This is a genomic window from Roseateles rivi, assembly GCF_043555845.1.
Classification (GTDB): domain Bacteria; phylum Pseudomonadota; class Gammaproteobacteria; order Burkholderiales; family Burkholderiaceae_C; genus Roseateles; species Roseateles rivi.
This window is the reverse complement of the sequence record NZ_JBIGHZ010000005.1, coordinates 91,592-107,990: the sequence shown is the minus strand read 5'-3', so window position 1 is coordinate 107,990 and position 16,399 is coordinate 91,592. Positions and strand designations below refer to the sequence as shown.

Annotated in this window: 21 protein-coding genes and 1 tRNA gene; 5 read left to right on the top strand and 17 right to left on the bottom strand. The window is 65.6% G+C overall.

What is annotated here, in order from left to right:
• Position 1: 1 nt before the first annotated feature.
• A complete protein-coding gene (locus ACG0Z6_RS13190) occupies positions 2 to 229 on the bottom strand; it encodes a zf-HC2 domain-containing protein (RefSeq protein WP_394462144.1) in 228 nt (75 codons plus the stop codon).
• Entirely contained in the window at positions 223 to 807 is a 585-nt protein-coding gene (locus ACG0Z6_RS13185) for a sigma-70 family RNA polymerase sigma factor (protein WP_394462142.1), read from the bottom strand. The genes ACG0Z6_RS13190 and ACG0Z6_RS13185 overlap by 7 nt, the downstream gene beginning before the upstream one ends.
• Before the next feature lie 90 nt (positions 808 to 897).
• Here ACG0Z6_RS13185 and ACG0Z6_RS13180 point away from each other — a divergent pair, with 90 nt between their 5' ends.
• From ACG0Z6_RS13180 to ACG0Z6_RS13170, 3 genes are read left to right on the top strand one after another with little or no spacing between them, the layout of a single operon-like run.
• Complete coding sequence (locus ACG0Z6_RS13180) at positions 898 to 1,188, top strand: BufA1 family periplasmic bufferin-type metallophore (RefSeq protein ID WP_394462140.1); 291 nt, start codon at positions 898 to 900, stop codon at positions 1,186 to 1,188.
• Between the two features lie 3 nt (positions 1,189 to 1,191).
• Positions 1,192 to 3,060, top strand: coding sequence for an MbnB/TglH/ChrH family RiPP precursor modification enzyme (locus ACG0Z6_RS13175; protein ID WP_394462137.1), 1,869 nt, complete (start codon positions 1,192 to 1,194; stop codon positions 3,058 to 3,060).
• Positions 3,050 to 3,565, top strand: a complete 516-nt coding sequence (locus tag ACG0Z6_RS13170) for a DoxX family protein (RefSeq protein ID WP_394462135.1) — start codon at positions 3,050 to 3,052, stop codon at positions 3,563 to 3,565. Before ACG0Z6_RS13175 ends, ACG0Z6_RS13170 begins: the two co-directional genes overlap by 11 nt.
• Positions 3,566 to 3,574: 9 nt before the next feature.
• Here the strand turns inward: ACG0Z6_RS13170 and tolA are convergent, their stop codons facing one another.
• From tolA to ACG0Z6_RS13100, 14 genes are all read right to left on the bottom strand, one after another.
• Positions 3,575 to 4,492, bottom strand: coding sequence for a cell envelope integrity protein TolA (tolA, locus tag ACG0Z6_RS13165; RefSeq protein WP_394462133.1), 918 nt, complete (start codon positions 4,490 to 4,492; stop codon positions 3,575 to 3,577).
• Between the two features lie 10 nt (positions 4,493 to 4,502).
• Positions 4,503 to 4,937, bottom strand: coding sequence for an ExbD/TolR family protein (locus ACG0Z6_RS13160; protein ID WP_394462131.1), 435 nt, complete (start codon positions 4,935 to 4,937; stop codon positions 4,503 to 4,505).
• 12 nt (positions 4,938 to 4,949) lie between these two features.
• Positions 4,950 to 5,639, bottom strand: coding sequence for a protein TolQ (gene tolQ / locus ACG0Z6_RS13155; RefSeq protein WP_394462129.1), 690 nt, complete (start codon positions 5,637 to 5,639; stop codon positions 4,950 to 4,952).
• Positions 5,640 to 5,736: 97 nt separating this feature from the next.
• Positions 5,737 to 6,162: a tol-pal system-associated acyl-CoA thioesterase gene (ybgC, locus tag ACG0Z6_RS13150; RefSeq protein WP_394462128.1), complete on the bottom strand. Its 426-nt coding sequence runs from the start codon at positions 6,160 to 6,162 to the stop codon at positions 5,737 to 5,739.
• A 21-nt stretch (positions 6,163 to 6,183) separates the two neighbouring features.
• Positions 6,184 to 6,681, bottom strand: a complete 498-nt coding sequence (gene nusB, locus ACG0Z6_RS13145) for a transcription antitermination factor NusB (protein WP_394462126.1) — start codon at positions 6,679 to 6,681, stop codon at positions 6,184 to 6,186.
• A complete protein-coding gene (ribH, locus tag ACG0Z6_RS13140) occupies positions 6,678 to 7,142 on the bottom strand; it encodes a 6,7-dimethyl-8-ribityllumazine synthase (protein ID WP_394462124.1) in 465 nt (154 codons plus the stop codon). Before ribH ends, nusB begins: the two co-directional genes overlap by 4 nt.
• A 19-nt stretch (positions 7,143 to 7,161) precedes the next feature.
• Positions 7,162 to 8,256 carry a bifunctional 3,4-dihydroxy-2-butanone-4-phosphate synthase/GTP cyclohydrolase II gene (gene ribBA / locus ACG0Z6_RS13135; RefSeq protein ID WP_394462122.1) on the bottom strand — a complete coding sequence of 365 codons (1,095 nt, stop codon included), beginning with the start codon at positions 8,254 to 8,256 and terminating at the stop codon, positions 7,162 to 7,164.
• 71 nt (positions 8,257 to 8,327) lie between these two features.
• Positions 8,328 to 9,458, bottom strand: coding sequence for a bifunctional diaminohydroxyphosphoribosylaminopyrimidine deaminase/5-amino-6-(5-phosphoribosylamino)uracil reductase RibD (gene ribD, locus ACG0Z6_RS13130; RefSeq protein WP_394462120.1), 1,131 nt, complete (start codon positions 9,456 to 9,458; stop codon positions 8,328 to 8,330).
• A 52-nt stretch (positions 9,459 to 9,510) separates the two neighbouring features.
• Positions 9,511 to 10,620 (bottom strand): prepilin-type N-terminal cleavage/methylation domain-containing protein, encoded by a 1,110-nt coding sequence (locus tag ACG0Z6_RS13125; RefSeq protein ID WP_394462118.1) that lies wholly within the window; start codon positions 10,618 to 10,620, stop codon positions 9,511 to 9,513.
• A gap of 5 nt (positions 10,621 to 10,625) precedes the next feature.
• Positions 10,626 to 11,993, bottom strand: coding sequence for a hypothetical protein (locus ACG0Z6_RS13120; protein ID WP_394462116.1), 1,368 nt, complete (start codon positions 11,991 to 11,993; stop codon positions 10,626 to 10,628).
• The gene (locus ACG0Z6_RS13115) at positions 11,945 to 12,658 is read right to left on the bottom strand and encodes a PilW family protein (protein ID WP_394462115.1); all 714 of its coding nucleotides are present in this window, start codon (positions 12,656 to 12,658) and stop codon (positions 11,945 to 11,947) included. The genes ACG0Z6_RS13120 and ACG0Z6_RS13115 overlap by 49 nt, the downstream gene beginning before the upstream one ends.
• Complete coding sequence (locus ACG0Z6_RS13110; protein ID WP_394462113.1) at positions 12,643 to 13,098, bottom strand: type IV pilin protein; 456 nt, start codon at positions 13,096 to 13,098, stop codon at positions 12,643 to 12,645. Before ACG0Z6_RS13110 ends, ACG0Z6_RS13115 begins: the two co-directional genes overlap by 16 nt.
• Before the next feature lie 9 nt (positions 13,099 to 13,107).
• Positions 13,108 to 13,668, bottom strand: a complete 561-nt coding sequence (locus ACG0Z6_RS13105) for a GspH/FimT family pseudopilin (protein ID WP_394462111.1) — start codon at positions 13,666 to 13,668, stop codon at positions 13,108 to 13,110.
• 356 nt (positions 13,669 to 14,024) lie between these two features.
• Positions 14,025 to 14,109: transfer RNA gene (locus ACG0Z6_RS13100), tRNA-Leu, on the bottom strand.
• 87 nt (positions 14,110 to 14,196) lie between these two features.
• Here ACG0Z6_RS13100 and cysM point away from each other — a divergent pair.
• Positions 14,197 to 15,111, top strand: coding sequence for a cysteine synthase CysM (cysM, locus tag ACG0Z6_RS13095; RefSeq protein ID WP_394462109.1), 915 nt, complete (start codon positions 14,197 to 14,199; stop codon positions 15,109 to 15,111).
• Positions 15,112 to 15,155: 44 nt separating this feature from the next.
• Positions 15,156 to 15,383 (top strand): sulfurtransferase TusA family protein, encoded by a 228-nt coding sequence (locus ACG0Z6_RS13090; protein WP_394462107.1) that lies wholly within the window; start codon positions 15,156 to 15,158, stop codon positions 15,381 to 15,383.
• Between the two features lie 90 nt (positions 15,384 to 15,473).
• On the opposite strand, the gene galU is transcribed toward ACG0Z6_RS13090, so the two are convergent.
• Positions 15,474 to 16,340, bottom strand: coding sequence for a UTP--glucose-1-phosphate uridylyltransferase GalU (gene galU, locus ACG0Z6_RS13085; RefSeq protein ID WP_394462105.1), 867 nt, complete (start codon positions 16,338 to 16,340; stop codon positions 15,474 to 15,476).
• Positions 16,341 to 16,399: the final 59 nt, after the last annotated feature.

The window sequence follows — 16,399 nt, the reverse complement described above, 5'->3', positions numbered from 1 at the left end:
CTTACTTCTGCTTGGGCGCGGATGCGCCGGGGTCGGGGGTGTCGGTTTCGCTGTAGTGCCGCCAGGCCGCACCGGCGCGGTCCAGCAGTCGGACTTGACGCCCAAAGGCCGCACAGGCGCGGCAAATGCGCAAATGCAGGCGCTGGCGCCAGGGCAGCGGGTGGCCGCCATTGTCCCGCGCCTGGAGCAGGGCCAGGGCCACTTCCTTGCAGTTGGGTAACTTCAGCATGGCTGCTCCAGGGGGGTGTCAAACCAGCGCTGTTGCAGGCATTCGCGCAGCCGCAGCCGGGCGCGGTGCAGGCAGACAAAGAAGTTGCTGCTGCTCATGGCCAGCTCTTTGCAAATCTCGGCGCTGTCGAGGTCCAGCCATTCGCGCATCATGAAGACGCGGCCTTGCTGTGCGGGCAGCAGCTCCACACAGGCTTCGAGCACGCGCAGAAAGTCCACTTGCTGCAGGGCTTGCTCGGGCTGGTCGCCCCAATCTATGGGCGGGTTGATCCAGCGGCCCTGGGCGGTGAAGAGCAATTGCTCCAGCGCCTCGTCGTCTTCATCGCTGGGCAGTGCGACTTCGCGCCGCTGGCGGCGCAGCTGGTCCACCAGCTTGTGCTTGAGGATGCCCACCAGCCAGGACTTGAGCTGCGAGCGCCCTTCAAAGCGCTGTGGCGCTTCCAGCGCGGCGAGCAGGGTCTCGGAGACCACGTCCTCGGCCCACGCGTCGTTGCGCAGCTGCAGCCGTGCGTAGCGCAGCAACTCAGGGCGCAGCCGGTGCAGCTGCGATTGGATGTCGGTGGGGTTGGGGGTGCTCATGTGCGGGCCAGTGTAAGGTTTGGACCCGGTTCTTCGACTTAGCTACAACCCAGCCAAGGGGGTTGGGTTGAACTGCATCGGAGGACTCTTATGAATCAACGTGTTGCATGGATTGGCTCGGCCTTGGCCGCATCGCTGGCGCTGGGCTTGGCTCAGCATTCGCAGGCCCAGGACAAGATGAGCAAGGAAAAGTGCTACGGCGTTGCCAAAGCCGGGCAAAACGATTGCGCCAGCCTCGGTGGCAGCCATTCCTGCGCGGGCCAAGCCAAGGCCGACATGCTGCCCGATGAGTGGAAGTACGTGCCCAAGGGTGAGTGCAAGGCCAAGGGCGGCATGACGGCCGAGGAAGTCAAGGCCAAGATGGCCGACACCAAGAAGTAAGCCATGTGCGCTGCCCCAGCCGCAGCGCCTTGTGCTGGGTTGGCGCCCTCGGCCGTTGGGCTGGGGTGGCGCCAACCGCACTACCAGGTGCTCATGAACGCCGCGCATTGGCGCGAGCAGATTGATTTTCTTGAAGTCCACAGCGAGAACTTTCTGGCTCCGGCCAGTGCCTCGCGCGTGCTGCTGCAAGACATGGCGCAGCAGCGGCCCATTTCTTTGCACGGCGTGGGGCTGGGCTTGGGCTCGGCAGGGGCGCTGGACGCAGAGCACCTCGCCCAACTGCGCGATCTGGTGCAGGACATCAGCCCGGCGCTGCTGTCCGAGCACGCATGTTTTACGCGTGCGCACTGGGGTGGGCGCTGGCACCATGCGCACGACCTGCTGCCGCTACCCTGGAGTGCTTCGGCCCTGGCGCATCTCGCCGCTCAGGTGGCGCAGGCCCAGCACCGCTTGGGTCGAGCGCTGCTGCTGGAAAACCTCAGCAATTATTTGCAATGGCAGGGTGAGGAGCCCGAGCTGGCCGAGCCCGAGTTCTTCAACCGGCTCTGCGCCCAAGAAGGCTGTGGCCTCTTGCTGGACCTCAACAACCTGCTGGTCAACGCCCTCAACGACGGCTTGGCCCAGCCGGATGCTCTGGCCTATTGCCGTGCGTGGATTGAGGCCATCGAGCCGCAGCATGTGGGCCAGTACCACCTGGCGGGCCACAGCGCTGGACCGGACCTGGTGGTGGACGATCACGGCAGCGCCGTGCCCGAGCCCGTGTGGGCGCTCTACCGCCATGCGCTGCGGCGCATCGGCCCGCGCCCCACTTTGATCGAGTGGGACAACAACATTCCCGAGCTGTCCGTGCTGCTGGAGCAGGTGCGCTTGGCGCGGCAGCACCAACAAGCAGTCCAGAACGATCTTCCTCAAACCGCGCCGCCCAAGGGCTTGGTGCTGGCGCATGCAGAGTCTCCATCGCCCAGCACCGACGCCAGCACCAGCACTTGGCCGCAAGGCCAGCGCCAGCTGCTGCAAGCCCTGCGCCAAAGCCAGGCCGATTTGCCTGCGAGCTGGCAGGCCCGGCGTGGTGTGCGTGGTGCGGCCCCGCGCGCGCTTTTGGCCTACCGCCAGCATGCCGCCGTGCTGGCGCAACGAGTGCTCGCGCAGCGCCACCCCGTGCTGATGGGCTTGATGGAGGCGCAGGAGCCCGGCAGCTTTGCGCGCATGGCCTGGCAGGCCTGGCGCGAAGACGGGCCCTCGCAAGGCGATGTGGACACATGGTGCGGCCCGCTGCAGCGCTGGCTGGCGGCGGTGCCAAGCGAGCAAGCTCAGGCCTGGGCGCTGCTGGCGCAGCTGGAGGGCTGGGTGCAAGCTGCCGAGCGTCTGCCCCATCTGGGCCAGAACCCGGCCGAGCTGCAGCAGCTGTGGGCTGCCATGAGCCAAGGTGCGGAGGACTGGCTGGCCTGGCGCCTGCGTTTGGCGCCGCATCTGCGCTTTCTTGCCTTGCCCGAGGGTGTGCTGGGGCATTGGGGCGCGTGGCCGCAAGCGCCTGCGGACACGGTGCTGAGCCACTGGCTGCAAGCCCCGCCGGGTTTGCCGTGGTGCAGCGGCCTTGAGCGCCCAGAGCTCGCGCCCGCACTGCATCTGGCCGTGTGGCGTGCGCCTTCAGCCGAGGTGTGTGTGGCGCCGCTGCCTGCCGCTTTGGGGTCGTGGCTGGAGGCTTTGCAAGCTGGGCAGTGCTTGGGCGAGGCCCTGTCGGCGCTGCATCCCGAAAGCACCGCGGGCCAGGCAGCCTTGGCACTGCTGCCAGCTTGGTGGCAATGGGCCAGCGCACAGGCCTGGGTGTGGGGCTTTAGGCCCGATGGGGTGGGAGATCAACATGAGGAATAGGCTCAAGGCCGTTGCGGCCACAGAGACCCGGCCTGCTTTGCAGCGCGCAGTGGCATGGCTGTGCGCCACGCGCTCGGCACTGGAGCGCCCGCTGCAAGCGGCTCAAGACCTGGCGCTGCTGGCGGCCAGGCTTGATGTGGCCTGGGTGTTTTGGCGCTCGGGGCTGACCAAGATTCAGGATTGGTCCACCACCCAGCTGCTCTTCACCGAGGAATACCGAGTGCCCTTGCTGCCGCCCGAGCTGGCGGCTTGGCTGGGCACTGGCGGCGAGCTGCTGCTGCCCGTGCTTTTGGCCTTTGGGGTGGCGGGGCGTTTGGGGGCGCTGGGCCTGAGCGTGGTGAATGTGGTGGCTGTGCTCAGCCTCAGCACCATAGCGCCTGCGGCGCAAGAGCAGCACTTGCGCTGGGGCCTGCAACTGATGGTGCTGCTTCTGTGGGGCAGCGGGCGCTATGCCGTGGATGCGCTGCTGTGCCAGCGCCTGGGGCTCAAGCTCGCGCCGCGCTGAGAGGCGGGCTTAGAGCTCGCGCGGGCGGAAGGCGATTTCCAGCTGCGCGGGCACCCGGCCGTCGGTGTCGCGGGGCAAGACCTCGGTCTTGGTGATGGCGCGCAGCACGGCGCGGTCCCACTCGCTGTCGCCGCTGGACTTGATCAAGCGGCTGTCGACGATGGTGCCGTCGGGCGCCATGCGCAAGGCCACCACCGCCTCTGGGTTGGTGGCACCCACGACGTAGACGATGTTGGGTTTGATGCGTGCCTTGATGCGCCCGGCGTAGTTGGACGAGGGCCCTGCGCTCTTGAGCGCTGTGCCGCTGGCTTCCGCACCGCCCGAGGCTCCGGCCAGGCCTTGGATGCGCTTGAGGTGTTCCTGGCGCAGGGCTTCGCGCTGCGCGGCCTCGCGGTTCTCGGCGTCTTTGCGCGCTTTGGCTTGGCGGTCTTGCTCGGCCTGGCGTTGGCGTTGCTCGGCCAGGGCTTTCTTGTCGCGCGCTTCTTGTTCCGCGCGTTCACGCTGCTCGCGCTCGGCCTTTTCTTGCGCCAGCTTCTCGCGTTTTTGGCGCTCGGCCCGCAGGCGTTCGGCTTCCTTTTTGCGCTCTTGCTCGCGGGCCTTGGCCAGGGCGATTTCGGCCTCGCGCTGTTCTTGCTCAAGCTGCTGGGGCTCGGGCTCCGGGGCGGGCTTGGGCTTCGGGGTTTCGGCCGCAGGCTCTGGCGGGGGCGGTTCCTGCGCACGCGGTGCGGCCGCCACGGGCACACTGGCCCACAGCTCGGCTTCCAGCGCCACCACGGGCTGGCTGTGCCAGTGCGTGGCCACGGACAGGGCCAAAACCAGCGCCAAGTGAGCACCCAGCGCAAAAGCAATGCCGCGCGCCATGCCACGCTGCGCGGGCGGGCGCAGGGCATCGAGATCCAGTGGAGAGGCCGAGGCCAGAGCACTCATGGCGCGTGGGTCAGGGTTGTGCCGCTGCGTTCTTCACCGCCAGGCCCACGCGCAGCACGCCGGCGCGCTGCAGCACGTCCATGGTTTTCACCACGGCTTCGTAGCGCACTTTGCGGTCGGCCGAAATGACCACGGGCACTTGCGCATCGCCACCCTGGGCCTGGCGCACTGCGGCGGCCAAATCGGCATGGGTGAGGCCTTTTTGCTCGCCGCCGTCGATTTTCAGCTTGAGGCTTTCGTCTTCGGCCACGATGACTTGAATCACCTGCTTGGGCTGCTGGCGGCTCGCACCCACGCTGGGCAGGTCCACCACGCCGGTGGTGATGAGCGGCGCGCTGACCATGAAGATGATCAACAGCACCAGCATCACGTCGATGAAGGGCACCATATTGATCTCGTTGATGGTGCGGCGGCGACCCCGTCCGCGGGAGGCAATGGCGGCCATGGTTGGACTCCCTCAGGCGTTGGTGGAGCCAGGCTGCGTGGCGTTGCGCTGCAGGATGTTGGAGAACTCTTCGATAAAGGTCTCCAGCGTGATGGCGCTGCGGTCGATTTGCCGCGCAAAGCGGTTGTAGGCCAGCACGGCAGGAATGGCGGCAAAGAGGCCAATGGCCGTGGCCACCAGGGCTTCAGCAATGCCAGGCGCCACCGTGGCCAGGGTGACTTGCTGCAGGTTCGAGAGGCCCACAAAGGCGTGCATGATGCCCCAGATGGTGCCGAACAAGCCCACGTAGGGCGACACCGAACCCACCGAGGCCAGGAAGGAGAGGTGGGACTCCATGGCGTCGAGCTCGCGCTGGAAGCTCGCGCGCATGGCGCGGCGTGCGCCGTCCAGCAGCGCGCCGGGGTCGGCCATGCGGCGCTCGCGCAGCTTCAGAAACTCGCGCATGCCGGAGGCAAAAATGCGCTCCAGCGGCGCCGTTTCCTGCTTGGCGCTGACGCCGTTGTAGAGCTCGTTGAGGTTGCGGCCGGACCAGAACTCCTGCTCAAAAGCCTCGTTGCGCGACTGCAGACGCGACAGCGCAAAGAACTTGTTGAAGATGACGCTCCAGCTGGCCAGCGACACCAGCAGCAGCGCGGCCATGACCAGCTGAACCACCAGACTGGCTTGGGCAATGAGGTTGATGATCGAGAGGTCTTGGTTCATGGTGGCCGGTTCGCGCTCGGGTCAGAGAGTTCAAAAGAAGATCGTGCGGCTGGCAAGCCCCAAAGCCGGGGCCCTGCCAGGCCAAGCGCCGCAGCGCTCAGCCGCCCAATGTTCGCAGGATGTCTGCGGGGATGCGTGCCGGGCGCAGCTCCTGCGCGCTGACACAGCCAATGCGTATGCTGCCCTCGGTCAGCAACTGCTCGCCGCGCCAGGCTTGCTGCGTCACCACCAGGCTGGCGCGCCCGATTTGGCTGGGCACGACGGTGATGCGCAGCCAGTCGTCCAGCCGCGCGGGCGCCAGGTAGCGCATCTGGGTTTCGCTCACCACAAACAGCAAGCCCTGCTCGCGGCGCATGCGCTCTTGCTCAAAGCCCAGCTGGCGCAGCCATTCGGTGCGGGCGCGTTCTAGGAACTTCAGGTAATTGGCATAAAACACCACGCCACCGGCGTCGGTGTCTTCCCAATAAATGCGCAGCTCGTGGCTGAAAGGCGTGCTGGGTGGGACGGTCAGTTCACTGCTCATGAGTGCGGGCGGGGCAGGGGCTCAACGACGGTCTTGACGGGCGGCTTGCACTTCTTGGGGGCGCAGGTCGATGGCGGCGCGGTCCAGCACGCCGTTGACGTATTTGTGCCCGTCGGTGCCGCCAAACGACTTGGCCAGCTCCAGCGCCTCATTGATGGCCACTCGGTAGGGAATGTCCACGCAGTACTTCAGCTCGTAAGCACCCAGCAGCAAGATGGCGTGCTCGATGGGGGAGAGCTCGGTGGTCTTGCGGTCGGTGTGGCGGCCCAGCACTGCGTCGAGGTCAGCGGCTTCGTTGACCACGCCGTGCAGGATGGCGTCGTAGTGGGCTTGGTCGCAGCGGGCAAAGCCTTCTTGCTCGCGCGTGTGGGCGTCCACCGCGCCGATGTCCTCACCCGTCAAGAGCCACTGGTAGAGCCCTTGCAGGGCCGCTTCGCGCGAGCGGCGGCGTGCCGATTTGGCCCCAGGGCGCTTGGCGCCGGGCTGCTTGGACTTGGGAGAAGCTGGGGAGGTACTCACTGTAGTGCTTTCAACAACTGCGCCATTTCAATGGCGACTTGGGCTGCATCGCGCCCCTTCTCCTCGACACGGGCCCAGGCTTGGGCTTCGTTTTCGACGGTCAGGATGGCGTTGGCAATGGGGATGTGGTGGTCCAGTGAGAGCCGGGTCACGCCCGCGCCGCTCTCGTTGGCCACCAGCTCGAAGTGGTAGGTTTCACCGCGGATGATGCAGCCCAGCGCCACCAGCGCGTCGTGGCGCTTGGTGCGTGCCATGGCCTGCAGGGCCACGGGCACTTCCAGCGCACCGGGCACGGTGACGTGTTCAATGGCGGCCGCGCTCACGCCGTGGCGTTGCAGCTCGGCCATGCAGGCTTGGGCCAATTTGCCGGTCATCTCGGCATTGAAGCGGGCTTGGACGATGCCCACTCGCAGCCCTTGACCGTTGAGCTGCTGGGGGTTGCCTTTGTCGGAGTCTTGCATGGTGGCTGCGCTTGGCAAATCAGCGTTGGTGGGCGGTTTCGAAACCGGTGACTTCCAGGCCATAACCGGCCATGCTGGGCATGCGGCGTGGGCTGCCCAGCAGCTTCATACGCTGCACACCCAGTTCCCGCAGGATTTGCGCGCCCACGCCATAGGTGCGCAGGTCCACGGCGCTGGTGCCTGCGGGGCGCTGTGCGCCTTGCAGACGCTCCAGCAACTGCCCGTCAGCGTCGCCGGCGTTGAGCAGCACGGCCACGCCTTGGCCACGCTGCTGCAAAGCGGCGAGGGCCTGCAGCAGCGGCCAGGAATGCCCGCCTGCATGGGTTTCCAGCAGATCAAGCGCACTGAAGGGCTCGTGCACACGCACCAGCACTTCGTCTTGTGGCTGCCACTGGCCCACGGTGAGGGCAAGGTGGGTGGCGCCAGTTCGGTCGCCGAACACATGGCAGTGGAATTCACCTGCCGCAGTGCTCAGGCTGCGCTCGAAGTGGCGGTGCACCAGCGATTCATGGCGGCTGCGGTGCTCGATGAGGTCGGCAATGGTGCCGATCTTCAGGCCGTGCTGGGCTGCAAACACTTCGAGATCGGGCAGGCGCGCCATGGTGCCGTCGTCGTTCATGATCTCGCAGATCACGCTCGACGGTGTCAGGCCGGCCATGCGCGCCAAGTCGCAACCCGCTTCGGTATGGCCCGCGCGCATGAGCACGCCGCCGTCTTGCGCTTGCAGCGGGAAGATGTGGCCGGGCTGGACCAAGTCGCTGGCCTGGGCGTTGCGGGCCACGGCGGCCTGCACGGTGCGGGCGCGGTCAGCGGCCGAGATGCCGGTGCTCACGCCTGTTGCGGCTTCGATCGACACCGTAAACGCCGTGCCGTGGCGCGTGCCGTTGTGGCTGACCATGGGCGGCAGCTGCAGCTGTTCGCAGCGCTCGCGCGTGAGCGTCAGGCACACCAGACCTCGGCCGTACTTGGCCATGAAGTTGATGGCTTCGGGACTCACATGGTCGGCGGCCAAGACCAGATCGCCTTCGTTTTCGCGGTCTTCCTCGTCGACAAGAATGACCATGCGGCCGGCGGCCAACTCGGCAACAAGCTCAGGAATAGGGGAAATAGGCATGGCGCAATTGTAGGCGGCGCCACCGCCCGGGAGTGCGCTCGCGCGGCGCCCTAGGGGCGAGATGGCGATTTTTAGCGCAAGGCGCGCAGCCGCAGGTCGCTGCCAAGCAGCTGTGGCGCCAGCCAGCGCCAGCGTGTGGCCTGCGTCAGCGCCGTGAGTTCCGGCAGCACAGCCTGCGGCCGACCGGGGCCCAGCAAGGTAGGCGCCACATAGAGCAGCAGCTCGTCCACCAAGCCTTGCTGCAGCAAGGCGCCGTTGAGCACAGCTCCGGCCTCGACGTGCAACTCGTTGACTTCGCGCTGGCCCAGGGCCTGCAGCAGTGCTTGCAAATCCACCCGCTCGCCCTGAGCGGGCAAGGCCAGCCATTGTGCGCCCGCACTGCGCAAAGTCGCTGCGGCTGCAGGTTCACCCAGGCCGCACACCAAGGTGGCGCCGGGTTCGGCGAGGATTTGCGCCTGCAGCGGCGTGCGGGCGTGGGAGTCCAGCACCACACGCAGGGGTTGGCAGTGCGTGGGCAGCTCACGCACGCTCAGGCGGGGGTTGTCTGCCAGCACGGTGCCAATGCCAGTGAGCACGGCTTGTGCACGGCGCCGCCAGGCATGGCCGTCCCGGCGTGCCTCTGGTCCTGTGATCCATTGGCTTTGGCCGTTGCGCAGCGCGGTTTGAGCATCAATGGAGCAGGCTACCTTCATGCGCACCCAGGGAGTGCCGCGCGCCATGCGCGTCAAAAAACCGACATTCAGCGCTGCGGCCGCTACGGCCAGTGGGTGCTGCGGGTCGAGTACGCGCACCTCGATGCCCGCAGCACGCATGCGCGCCAGCCCAGCGCCGGCCACCTTGGGGTGGGGGTCGGCCAGGGCGACGACCACCCGCGAGAGCCCGGCGGCGATGAGCGCATCACAGCATGGCGGCGTGCGCCCAAAAAACGCGCAGGGCTCCAGCGTGACATAGGCCGTGGCACCCACTACGGTGTTCCCCTGCTGAGCCGCATCGCGCAACGCCATGACTTCGGCATGCGCTTGCCCCACCTGCTGGGTGTGGCCCTGACCCAAAACCTGACCGCCTGCCGAGGTGATGACGCAGCCCACGCGCGGGTTGGGGTCGCTCAGGCCAATGGCCTGCTCAGCCAGACTCAATGCACTGTGTAAGTGGGCCCAATCCGCCGACGCTGGTAGGGGATCAAATGACTCGGAGGTCGGCATGCGAAAACTCGGCGGTAGACATACGGGCAGTCTAGCGGCAGCGCCGCTGTGCTCAGGGTTGGTGCGCCTGTGTGCCCCAGCTCTGAGCGGGCTGGTTGGTGCCTTGGCCGCGGAGTCCGGGGCAGCTGCTGCCAAAGGGAATGACGAGGAAATTTTGGTGAATCAGCGCTTGGGTGATGTTTTCGTAGCGCGCGGGGTGTTCTTCGCGCTCGATATCACCGTCGCCGTCCAGGTCAGCGCTGTAGCGGCACACCCTCAGCCCACCGGGGGTGAGCGGCAAGTGCTGCAGCAGCAAACGGCCTGACCAGCGTGGGCGATCGGGCTGCAGCGGCACCACACACAGGTAGCGCACCATGGCCTGGGCCTTTGGGGCTGCTGGCGCATCGTCAAAGCACTCGGCGGGAGCGGCGTCTTCTGATTCGCGCTGCACCAGTTCCAGGCGCAAGGGGTAGGCGGGGCCCACAGCAGCGCCCTCTTGAGGCAGGCCGCCATCACTGAACTGCACATGGCCGCTGATGGGCAGGGCTTTGAGCTTGCCCATGCAGGCGCGCAGCGCTGCTGCGCTGAGCTGCGCCGGTGGCACATCGGTGCGGCAGCGCCCAAGCAGCAGACCACTGTCGCGCTCCCAGATCCAGACTTCGTCCGCCTGCATCCAAGGGCGCTCCAGCGACCACTCTCCCAAATCCACCGCCTGCGGCGGTATGGCCGCGTGCCTGCCCAAATGCGGGCGCCAGGGGTGGTGTGCCGCCGCGACGCTCAGGCTGAGGGACAAGACCGGGTCAGTGTCAGTCAGCAGGCTGTGCAGTTGCAGGCGCGCGGGCTGGCCCATGCGGTTCAGCCACAGTACCTCGGTGGAGAGGGCTTGCTTCACGCCAGCCTCGTCCAACTGCCAGCGCTGCGTGCCTGTGTACGCGGTGTTGCGGCCAGCAAAGGGGAGTTCTTGCTCATTGGGTGGGCCGATCAGGCCGCGCTGCTGGGCCAATTGCTGCCGCACCCAGGTGGCAGCTTCGCTCATTTGCTGACCGTGCTCAGCAGCCACGCGCCAATGGCGCTGCAGGGCCACCAGGCCTAGCAGCCCCACCGCAAGCACCAAACTGGCCACCAGTACTTCCAGCAGGCTGGCGCCGCGCTGGTTTGAGGTGCTTGATGGGCGCGGCGTCATGGACTTCAGCCCAGCTGATTCCAGCTTGCGGGCACGGGCACAAAACTGCCCTCATGGGCATGCAAGGCCATCAGCGCCTGGGCATCAAAGCGCACGGTCACGGGGCTTTCGACCCGCATGCTGCCGCCCACCAACACCGCACCAAGCACGTCAGACACGCCACCAGCCGCCGACTGCCACTGCAAATTGCCCGCCACCAGCAAAGCACCATGGAGCGTGAGCGCGGCTTGCACCCGCAGCGACCCGCGCGCTGCCAGCAGCAGTGGGGCGTCTGCGCTGCCCAGGTTCAGCGGTGTGCTCAGAACGGCACCGTCGGGCAGCACCACAAAGCGCTGCCCTTGGTCGACGGCAGCTTGCAGCGCCGCCGAGCAGTCCTCGGCGCAATCCAGCACCTGTGCCCCAGGCTGTTTGAGGTAGCGCTCCCAAGCCATGCCAATGTGATGGCGCAGCAGCTCGGTCTGGGCACCCTGAGCGCTGTCACCCACGCGCAGCGCCTGGGGCAGGGGTGTGCCACCAACGGAGCGCGAGGCGGCAGAGAGCTGCAAGTCCGCTGGGCTCAGCACTTGCGTGGCGTTGAGCAAGAGGCCTGGGCTGCGCGGATCTTGGTTGTGCAAGGTGAGCTGCTGGGCGCCGTGCAAGTCCTGCCCCAGCAGCAGGGCAGCCGCGGGCAGCACCTTGAGGCTGCTGACCAGCGCCAGGTCCTGGGTGATGAGCTGGCGACTCTGGCCAGGCGGTGCCTCGGCCTGTGCGCCATCTGCGGGAAAGCTTAGGCAGCCGCGTGTGCGGCCATTGCAGCCTACTGCCCAGACGCGAAGCACCGAGGGTTGCGCCGGGAGGGCCTGCAAGCGCAGGGCGAAGCCACCTTGCGCGTGTTCCGCATCTGGCAGCTCGGCGGGGGTGTCGCTGGCGCACTGGCACTGCAGGCGGCCCTCAGCAGTCATCACACAGGCGGCTTGCCAGGGCGCTGTGGGGTGACGCAGCTGCCAGCCGCCGTCTTCGCGGGCTTGCAGCAAATGGGCTCTGAGCGAGCGTCCGGCAGGCGCGCCTGCGCAGGGCGGCGCTGCGGAGGCCCTGGTGTTGAGCTGTTGCTGCAACCAGGCCAGGCCGGACTCCGCCATGTCTTGTGCCACCACACGCCGCCATTGGTTGGCGCCCAGCTTTTGCTCCAGCGTTTGTACACGGCTGATGTGCAGCATGGCCAAGGTGGTGAGGTAGAGCAGCACGGACACTGTCAGCAAGGTGCTGAAGCCTTTGATCCATCGACGTTGTGGGATCTGGCCGTGCTGGCGTGGTGTGCGGGTCATGGGCGCGCGGGCTCCTGTGCTCAGGCGCAGGCGGTGCGAAGCACCGGGGTTCGCAGTGGCACTTGCCATTGCAGCTCCCTGCTGAGTTCTGGCCATTTGGGGGACTGGACTTGGAGGCGCAAGTCCAACACCCGGCGGCTCACTCCAGGCGCAGCCGCAGAAGCTGCGGCACCCGGGGCGCACAGTTCGGGCGCATCAATGTCGTTGCCTTGAAGGCGGAGCTCGAAGGCGGTGACGCGCATCAGCGCGGTGTCGTTCAAAGGCTGAAAGTTGCCGCCGTTGAGCCTCTGCAGCAACTCGTTGCGCCGCCACGCCACGCCTTGCCATTCGTCGGCATCAATGCGCTGGTTTTCGGCGGACTCCGGTGCCTTGGGGCGCTGGCGGTTGTCGTGGCTGGAGCGAGCGAAGCTCAGGCCTCGGCCCCCTGGTGTCAGCTGCAAGCTGATGTAGGGGTTGTTGATGGGGCTGGGGTTGGTGGTGGCATCCCAGACACCGCGTTCCGGACTTTCCCAGGCGTTGGCACGCTGCAGTTCTTTGGTCAACAGATCTGCTGCGGCGCGCAGGTCTTGCTCCAGACGCACGGCCTCGGCCAAGCGGCTTTGATCGGCTAGTTGTTGCCCGACATGCTCCAGGGCCAGGCTGCTGACCAACAGCCCCAAAGTCATCGCGACCATGAGCTCAACCAAGCTCACCCCGCGGTGTCGGGTTTTGGAGCGCATCACTGTGGCCAGCATGATGCGGCGCTGTCGCGCCCCTGCTCGTCTTGCGCCAGGTAGCGGGTGTGGGCGTGCTGCACTTCAAGGCGGATGATTTGGCAGGGACGGTCCTTGGCCTGTGCCCCTTGTGCGTTGGCGCTGACGCGGTAGCCGCCCTCGATCAGCTCAAGGGTGAGTGTGTAGTGGCCGTGTGCGGAGCTGGTGCCCAAGCCCAGGCCTTGTGCGCCCAGCTCTGCGCTGTAGCTCGGGTTCAGGCTGCGCCAGCGTTCCTGAGCCAGCTGCACCTGGGCAAGGCTGCTCAGGGCATCGGTGCGGCGGGATTTGTGCACTTGCTGGGTCCAGACCGGCTGGGCTACCAGGGCAAGAATGCCCACGATGCAAAGCACAACGATCAGCTCGATCAAGCTCAGGCCCCGCATTTGCTGTGGCAGCGGATATGAGGTGCGGCGTGTGCTCATGGCAATTCCTCAAGCGCAGACGGGAAATCCCAGTGCTGGCGTGCCGGGGCTGCAGGCGCGTACGCGCCCCATGAGGCTCACCACATGGCGAATTCGAGCTTGTTCCGAGAGGCTGAGCTCCAGCGTGCCTGTGCTGCTGACCGTGCCGTGCTGCCCACTGAAGAGCAGCTGTTGGACATTGCTGGTAAGGGTGGGGCGGCCAGGCTTGTGCTCAAACATGCGTGTGGCAATGAGCTGTGCGCCGCTGTCGCAAATGGCCTCGCGCTGTTGGGTGCACTGGCAGGCTTGCTGCGCCCCGGTGTGGAGCACATAGCAGCGGCCACCGGGGATGTCTTGCAGCTGAAGGCGTACGGTCTTTGATCCCAGCAGCGCTTCGGAACGGGCCAATTGCAAGTCAGCCACCAAGTTGCGAGATGCTGACTTCAGCCGCTGTGCGGCCAGCAGGTCTGCAAACCAGGGGGTGGCCGCGCTCAGCAGCGCCAGCAGCACAGCCAGGGTGGTGCAGAGCTCAATTAGCGTCAGTCCGCGCGGCGTTCGGGCTGTTTCACAGCGGGGGTGGGGCCTGTGCATTGCAACCTCACGAGTACCGTGGAGGCGCAAATATTGCTGGCACTGAACGGCGCCGTCTTCGCTAAACAGTGGGGCGAACCGGTCCTGCCAAAGGAGGGGTCAGGTGAGGCATTTACACCCATTTGGGTGTGTTGTCCCAAAACTTTTGGGAGAAACCAAGTTGGCAGGTGCGTTGCTTGGCAGCGATAGCTGTCAGCATGATCAGACGCCTGCTGATCCAACAAAAGCGGATCAAGCGAACCCACGATCAGCTCGCCAGTGGCAATGATCTGCCTGGGTCTTTTGTGGAAGTTCAAGCCCATGACTGGGCAGGTTTTGCTGATGCACGCTGTCCACAACACTTGTGAGTTTTGTTGTGGTGCCCGGGGCCGGACTCGAACCGGCACACCTTGCGGCGGGGGATTTTGAGTCCCCTGCGTCTACCGATTTCGCCACCCGGGCGCATCAGCTTCGCGGCTTGTGTGTCTGCGCTGCGAAGCCTTGAATTATGCCATGAAATTTGTGCGTGGGGCTGAGACAATGCACAACATGACTCAGGCACATAACTACCCCACTTTGGAAGACGTGATTGGCCGCACGCCCCTGGTGCGTTTGCAGCGCTTGCTGGGGCCCGATTTGGAAGCACGCGGCAATGTGCTTCTGGCCAAGCTCGAAGGCAACAACCCGGCAGGCTCTGTCAAAGACCGGCCAGCCATCAGCATGATTCGTCGCGCTGAAGAGCGCGGTGATATCCAGCCTGGCGACACCTTGATTGAGGCGACCTCAGGCAACACCGGCATTGCCCTGGCCATGGCCGCTGCCGTGCGGGGCTACCGCATGGTGTTGATCATGCCCGAGGACCTCTCCATCGAGCGTGCGCAAACCATGAAGGCCTTTGGCGCGGAGTTGATCCTCACACCCCGTTCCGGCGGCATGGAATACGCGCGGGATTTGGCCGAGAAACTCCAGCACGAAGGCAAGGGCAAGGTGCTTGACCAATTTGCCAACGCGGATAACCCACGCATCCATTACGAGACCACCGGCCCTGAGATTTGGCAGGACACGCAAGGCCGGGTGACGCACTTTGTTTCCGCCATGGGCACCACGGGCACCATCACCGGGGTTTCGCGCTATCTGAAGGAACGCAAGCCCGATGTGCGCATCGTCGGCGCACAGCCTGCCGATGGCTCACGCATTCCTGGTATTCGCCGCTGGCCCGAGGCCTACCTGCCCAAGATTTACGACGCGCGCGCCGTTGATGAATTGGTGCTGGTGTCGCAGTCCGATGCCGAAGACATGGCGCGGCGTCTGGCGCGTGAAGAGGGCCTGTTTGCGGGTATTTCCGCAGCCGGTGCCTGCTGGGTGGCGTTGCAGCTGGCGCAACAGTTGCGCAATGCCACGGTGGTGTTTGTGGTGTGCGACCGGGGTGACCGGTATTTGTCGACAGGCGTTTTTCCGGCTTGAAGCCGGGCGTGCCAGAATCAGCCAACTTTTGCGCGAGGACGGATATGGAGATTCACAAAGAACTCGACACCCGCGGGCTCAACTGCCCACTACCCATACTCAAGGCCAAGAAGGCGCTGGCGGATATGGAGAGTGGCCAACTGCTCAAAGTGGTCGCCACAGACCCGGGTTCGCCCCGCGACTTTCAGGCCTTTTCGCGCCAAACCGGTAACGAGCTGGTGTCGCAAAGCACGGAAGGTGCAGAGTTTGTGCATGTGCTGAAGCGCCGCTGAAACTCGCGCAGCTTGCATCGCACTGGCGGCAGAAATAGCAAAAGGCCTCGCATGCGAGGCCTTTTGCATGGGCTCCACGCGAAGCGTGCTTTAGAGCTCCAGCGACTGCAAATACTCGCGGAAGCCTGCGCCCAATTGCGGGTGGCTCAAGGCCAAATCCACATTGGCCTGTAAGAAACCTTCCTTGCTGCCGCAGTCATAGCGCTTGCCGCGGTAGGTGTAGGCAAACACTTTTTCGCGGCGCAGCAGACCGGCAATGCCGTCGGTGAGCTGGATTTCGCCGCCCACGCCGCGCGGCTGGTTGGCGATTTCATGGAACACGCCGGGCGTCAGGATGTAGCGGCCGGCCACACCCAGGCGCGAAGGGGCGGCTTCCGGAGCAGGCTTTTCAACGATGCGGGTCACGTCCAGCAGGCGGTCGTTGACGGCAGTGCCCGCGACGATGCCGTAGCGGCGGGTGTGCTCAGCAGGCACTTCCTGCACTGCCAAGATGGAGGCACGCCACTCGGAGTACTGCTCCACCATCTGCGCCAGCACCGGGGGCTCGCCCACCATCAGGTCATCGGCCAGCAACACAGCAAAGGGCTCGTTGCCCACCAGGCGCTGCCCGCACAGCACGGCGTGGCCCAGGCCCAGGGCTTGGGCTTGGCGCACGTAGATGCACTCCATGTCGTCCGGTTTGACGCTGCGCACCACGCTCAGGAGCTCGTCCTTTTTGGCGTTCTCCAGCGCGACTTCGAGCTCAAACGTCATGTCGAAATGGTCTTCGATGGGGCGCTTGTGGCGCCCTGTGACAAAGATCATTTCGCGAATGCCTGCGGCGTAAGCCTCTTCCACGGCGTACTGAATCAGCGGCTTGTCCACTACGGGCAGCATTTCTTTGGGCTGTGCCTTGGTGGCAGGTAGAAAACGGGTGCCCAGTCCAGCAACCGGAAAAATGGCTTTGGTAACCTGCATGAAAGTTCCTCTCCTCTACGTTTCTGAAGTCAGCCGACTATCCCAAAGGTCTGTATCGG

Coding starts and splice junctions, on each gene's coding strand:
- ACG0Z6_RS13190 (WP_394462144.1), bottom strand. CDS start 229: ATGCTGAAGTTACCCAACTGCAAGGAAGTGGCCCTGGCCCTGCTCCAG.
- ACG0Z6_RS13185 (WP_394462142.1), bottom strand. CDS start 807: ATGAGCACCCCCAACCCCACCGACATCCAATCGCAGCTGCACCGGCTG.
- ACG0Z6_RS13180 (WP_394462140.1), top strand. CDS start 898: ATGAATCAACGTGTTGCATGGATTGGCTCGGCCTTGGCCGCATCGCTG.
- ACG0Z6_RS13175 (WP_394462137.1), top strand. CDS start 1,192: ATGTGCGCTGCCCCAGCCGCAGCGCCTTGTGCTGGGTTGGCGCCCTCG.
- ACG0Z6_RS13170 (WP_394462135.1), top strand. CDS start 3,050: ATGAGGAATAGGCTCAAGGCCGTTGCGGCCACAGAGACCCGGCCTGCT.
- tolA (WP_394462133.1), bottom strand. CDS start 4,492: ATGAGTGCTCTGGCCTCGGCCTCTCCACTGGATCTCGATGCCCTGCGC.
- ACG0Z6_RS13160 (WP_394462131.1), bottom strand. CDS start 4,937: ATGGCCGCCATTGCCTCCCGCGGACGGGGTCGCCGCCGCACCATCAAC.
- tolQ (WP_394462129.1), bottom strand. CDS start 5,639: ATGAACCAAGACCTCTCGATCATCAACCTCATTGCCCAAGCCAGTCTG.
- ybgC (WP_394462128.1), bottom strand. CDS start 6,162: ATGAGCAGTGAACTGACCGTCCCACCCAGCACGCCTTTCAGCCACGAG.
- ribH (WP_394462124.1), bottom strand. CDS start 7,142: ATGCAAGACTCCGACAAAGGCAACCCCCAGCAGCTCAACGGTCAAGGG.
- ribBA (WP_394462122.1), bottom strand. CDS start 8,256: ATGCCTATTTCCCCTATTCCTGAGCTTGTTGCCGAGTTGGCCGCCGGC.
- ribD (WP_394462120.1), bottom strand. CDS start 9,458: ATGCCGACCTCCGAGTCATTTGATCCCCTACCAGCGTCGGCGGATTGG.
- ACG0Z6_RS13125 (WP_394462118.1), bottom strand. CDS start 10,620: ATGACGCCGCGCCCATCAAGCACCTCAAACCAGCGCGGCGCCAGCCTG.
- ACG0Z6_RS13120 (WP_394462116.1), bottom strand. CDS start 11,993: ATGGCAAGTGCCACTGCGAACCCCGGTGCTTCGCACCGCCTGCGCCTG.
- ACG0Z6_RS13115 (WP_394462115.1), bottom strand. CDS start 12,658: ATGCTGGCCACAGTGATGCGCTCCAAAACCCGACACCGCGGGGTGAGC.
- ACG0Z6_RS13110 (WP_394462113.1), bottom strand. CDS start 13,098: ATGAGCACACGCCGCACCTCATATCCGCTGCCACAGCAAATGCGGGGC.
- ACG0Z6_RS13105 (WP_394462111.1), bottom strand. CDS start 13,668: ATGCACAGGCCCCACCCCCGCTGTGAAACAGCCCGAACGCCGCGCGGA.
- cysM (WP_394462109.1), top strand. CDS start 14,197: ATGACTCAGGCACATAACTACCCCACTTTGGAAGACGTGATTGGCCGC.
- ACG0Z6_RS13090 (WP_394462107.1), top strand. CDS start 15,156: ATGGAGATTCACAAAGAACTCGACACCCGCGGGCTCAACTGCCCACTA.
- galU (WP_394462105.1), bottom strand. CDS start 16,340: ATGCAGGTTACCAAAGCCATTTTTCCGGTTGCTGGACTGGGCACCCGT.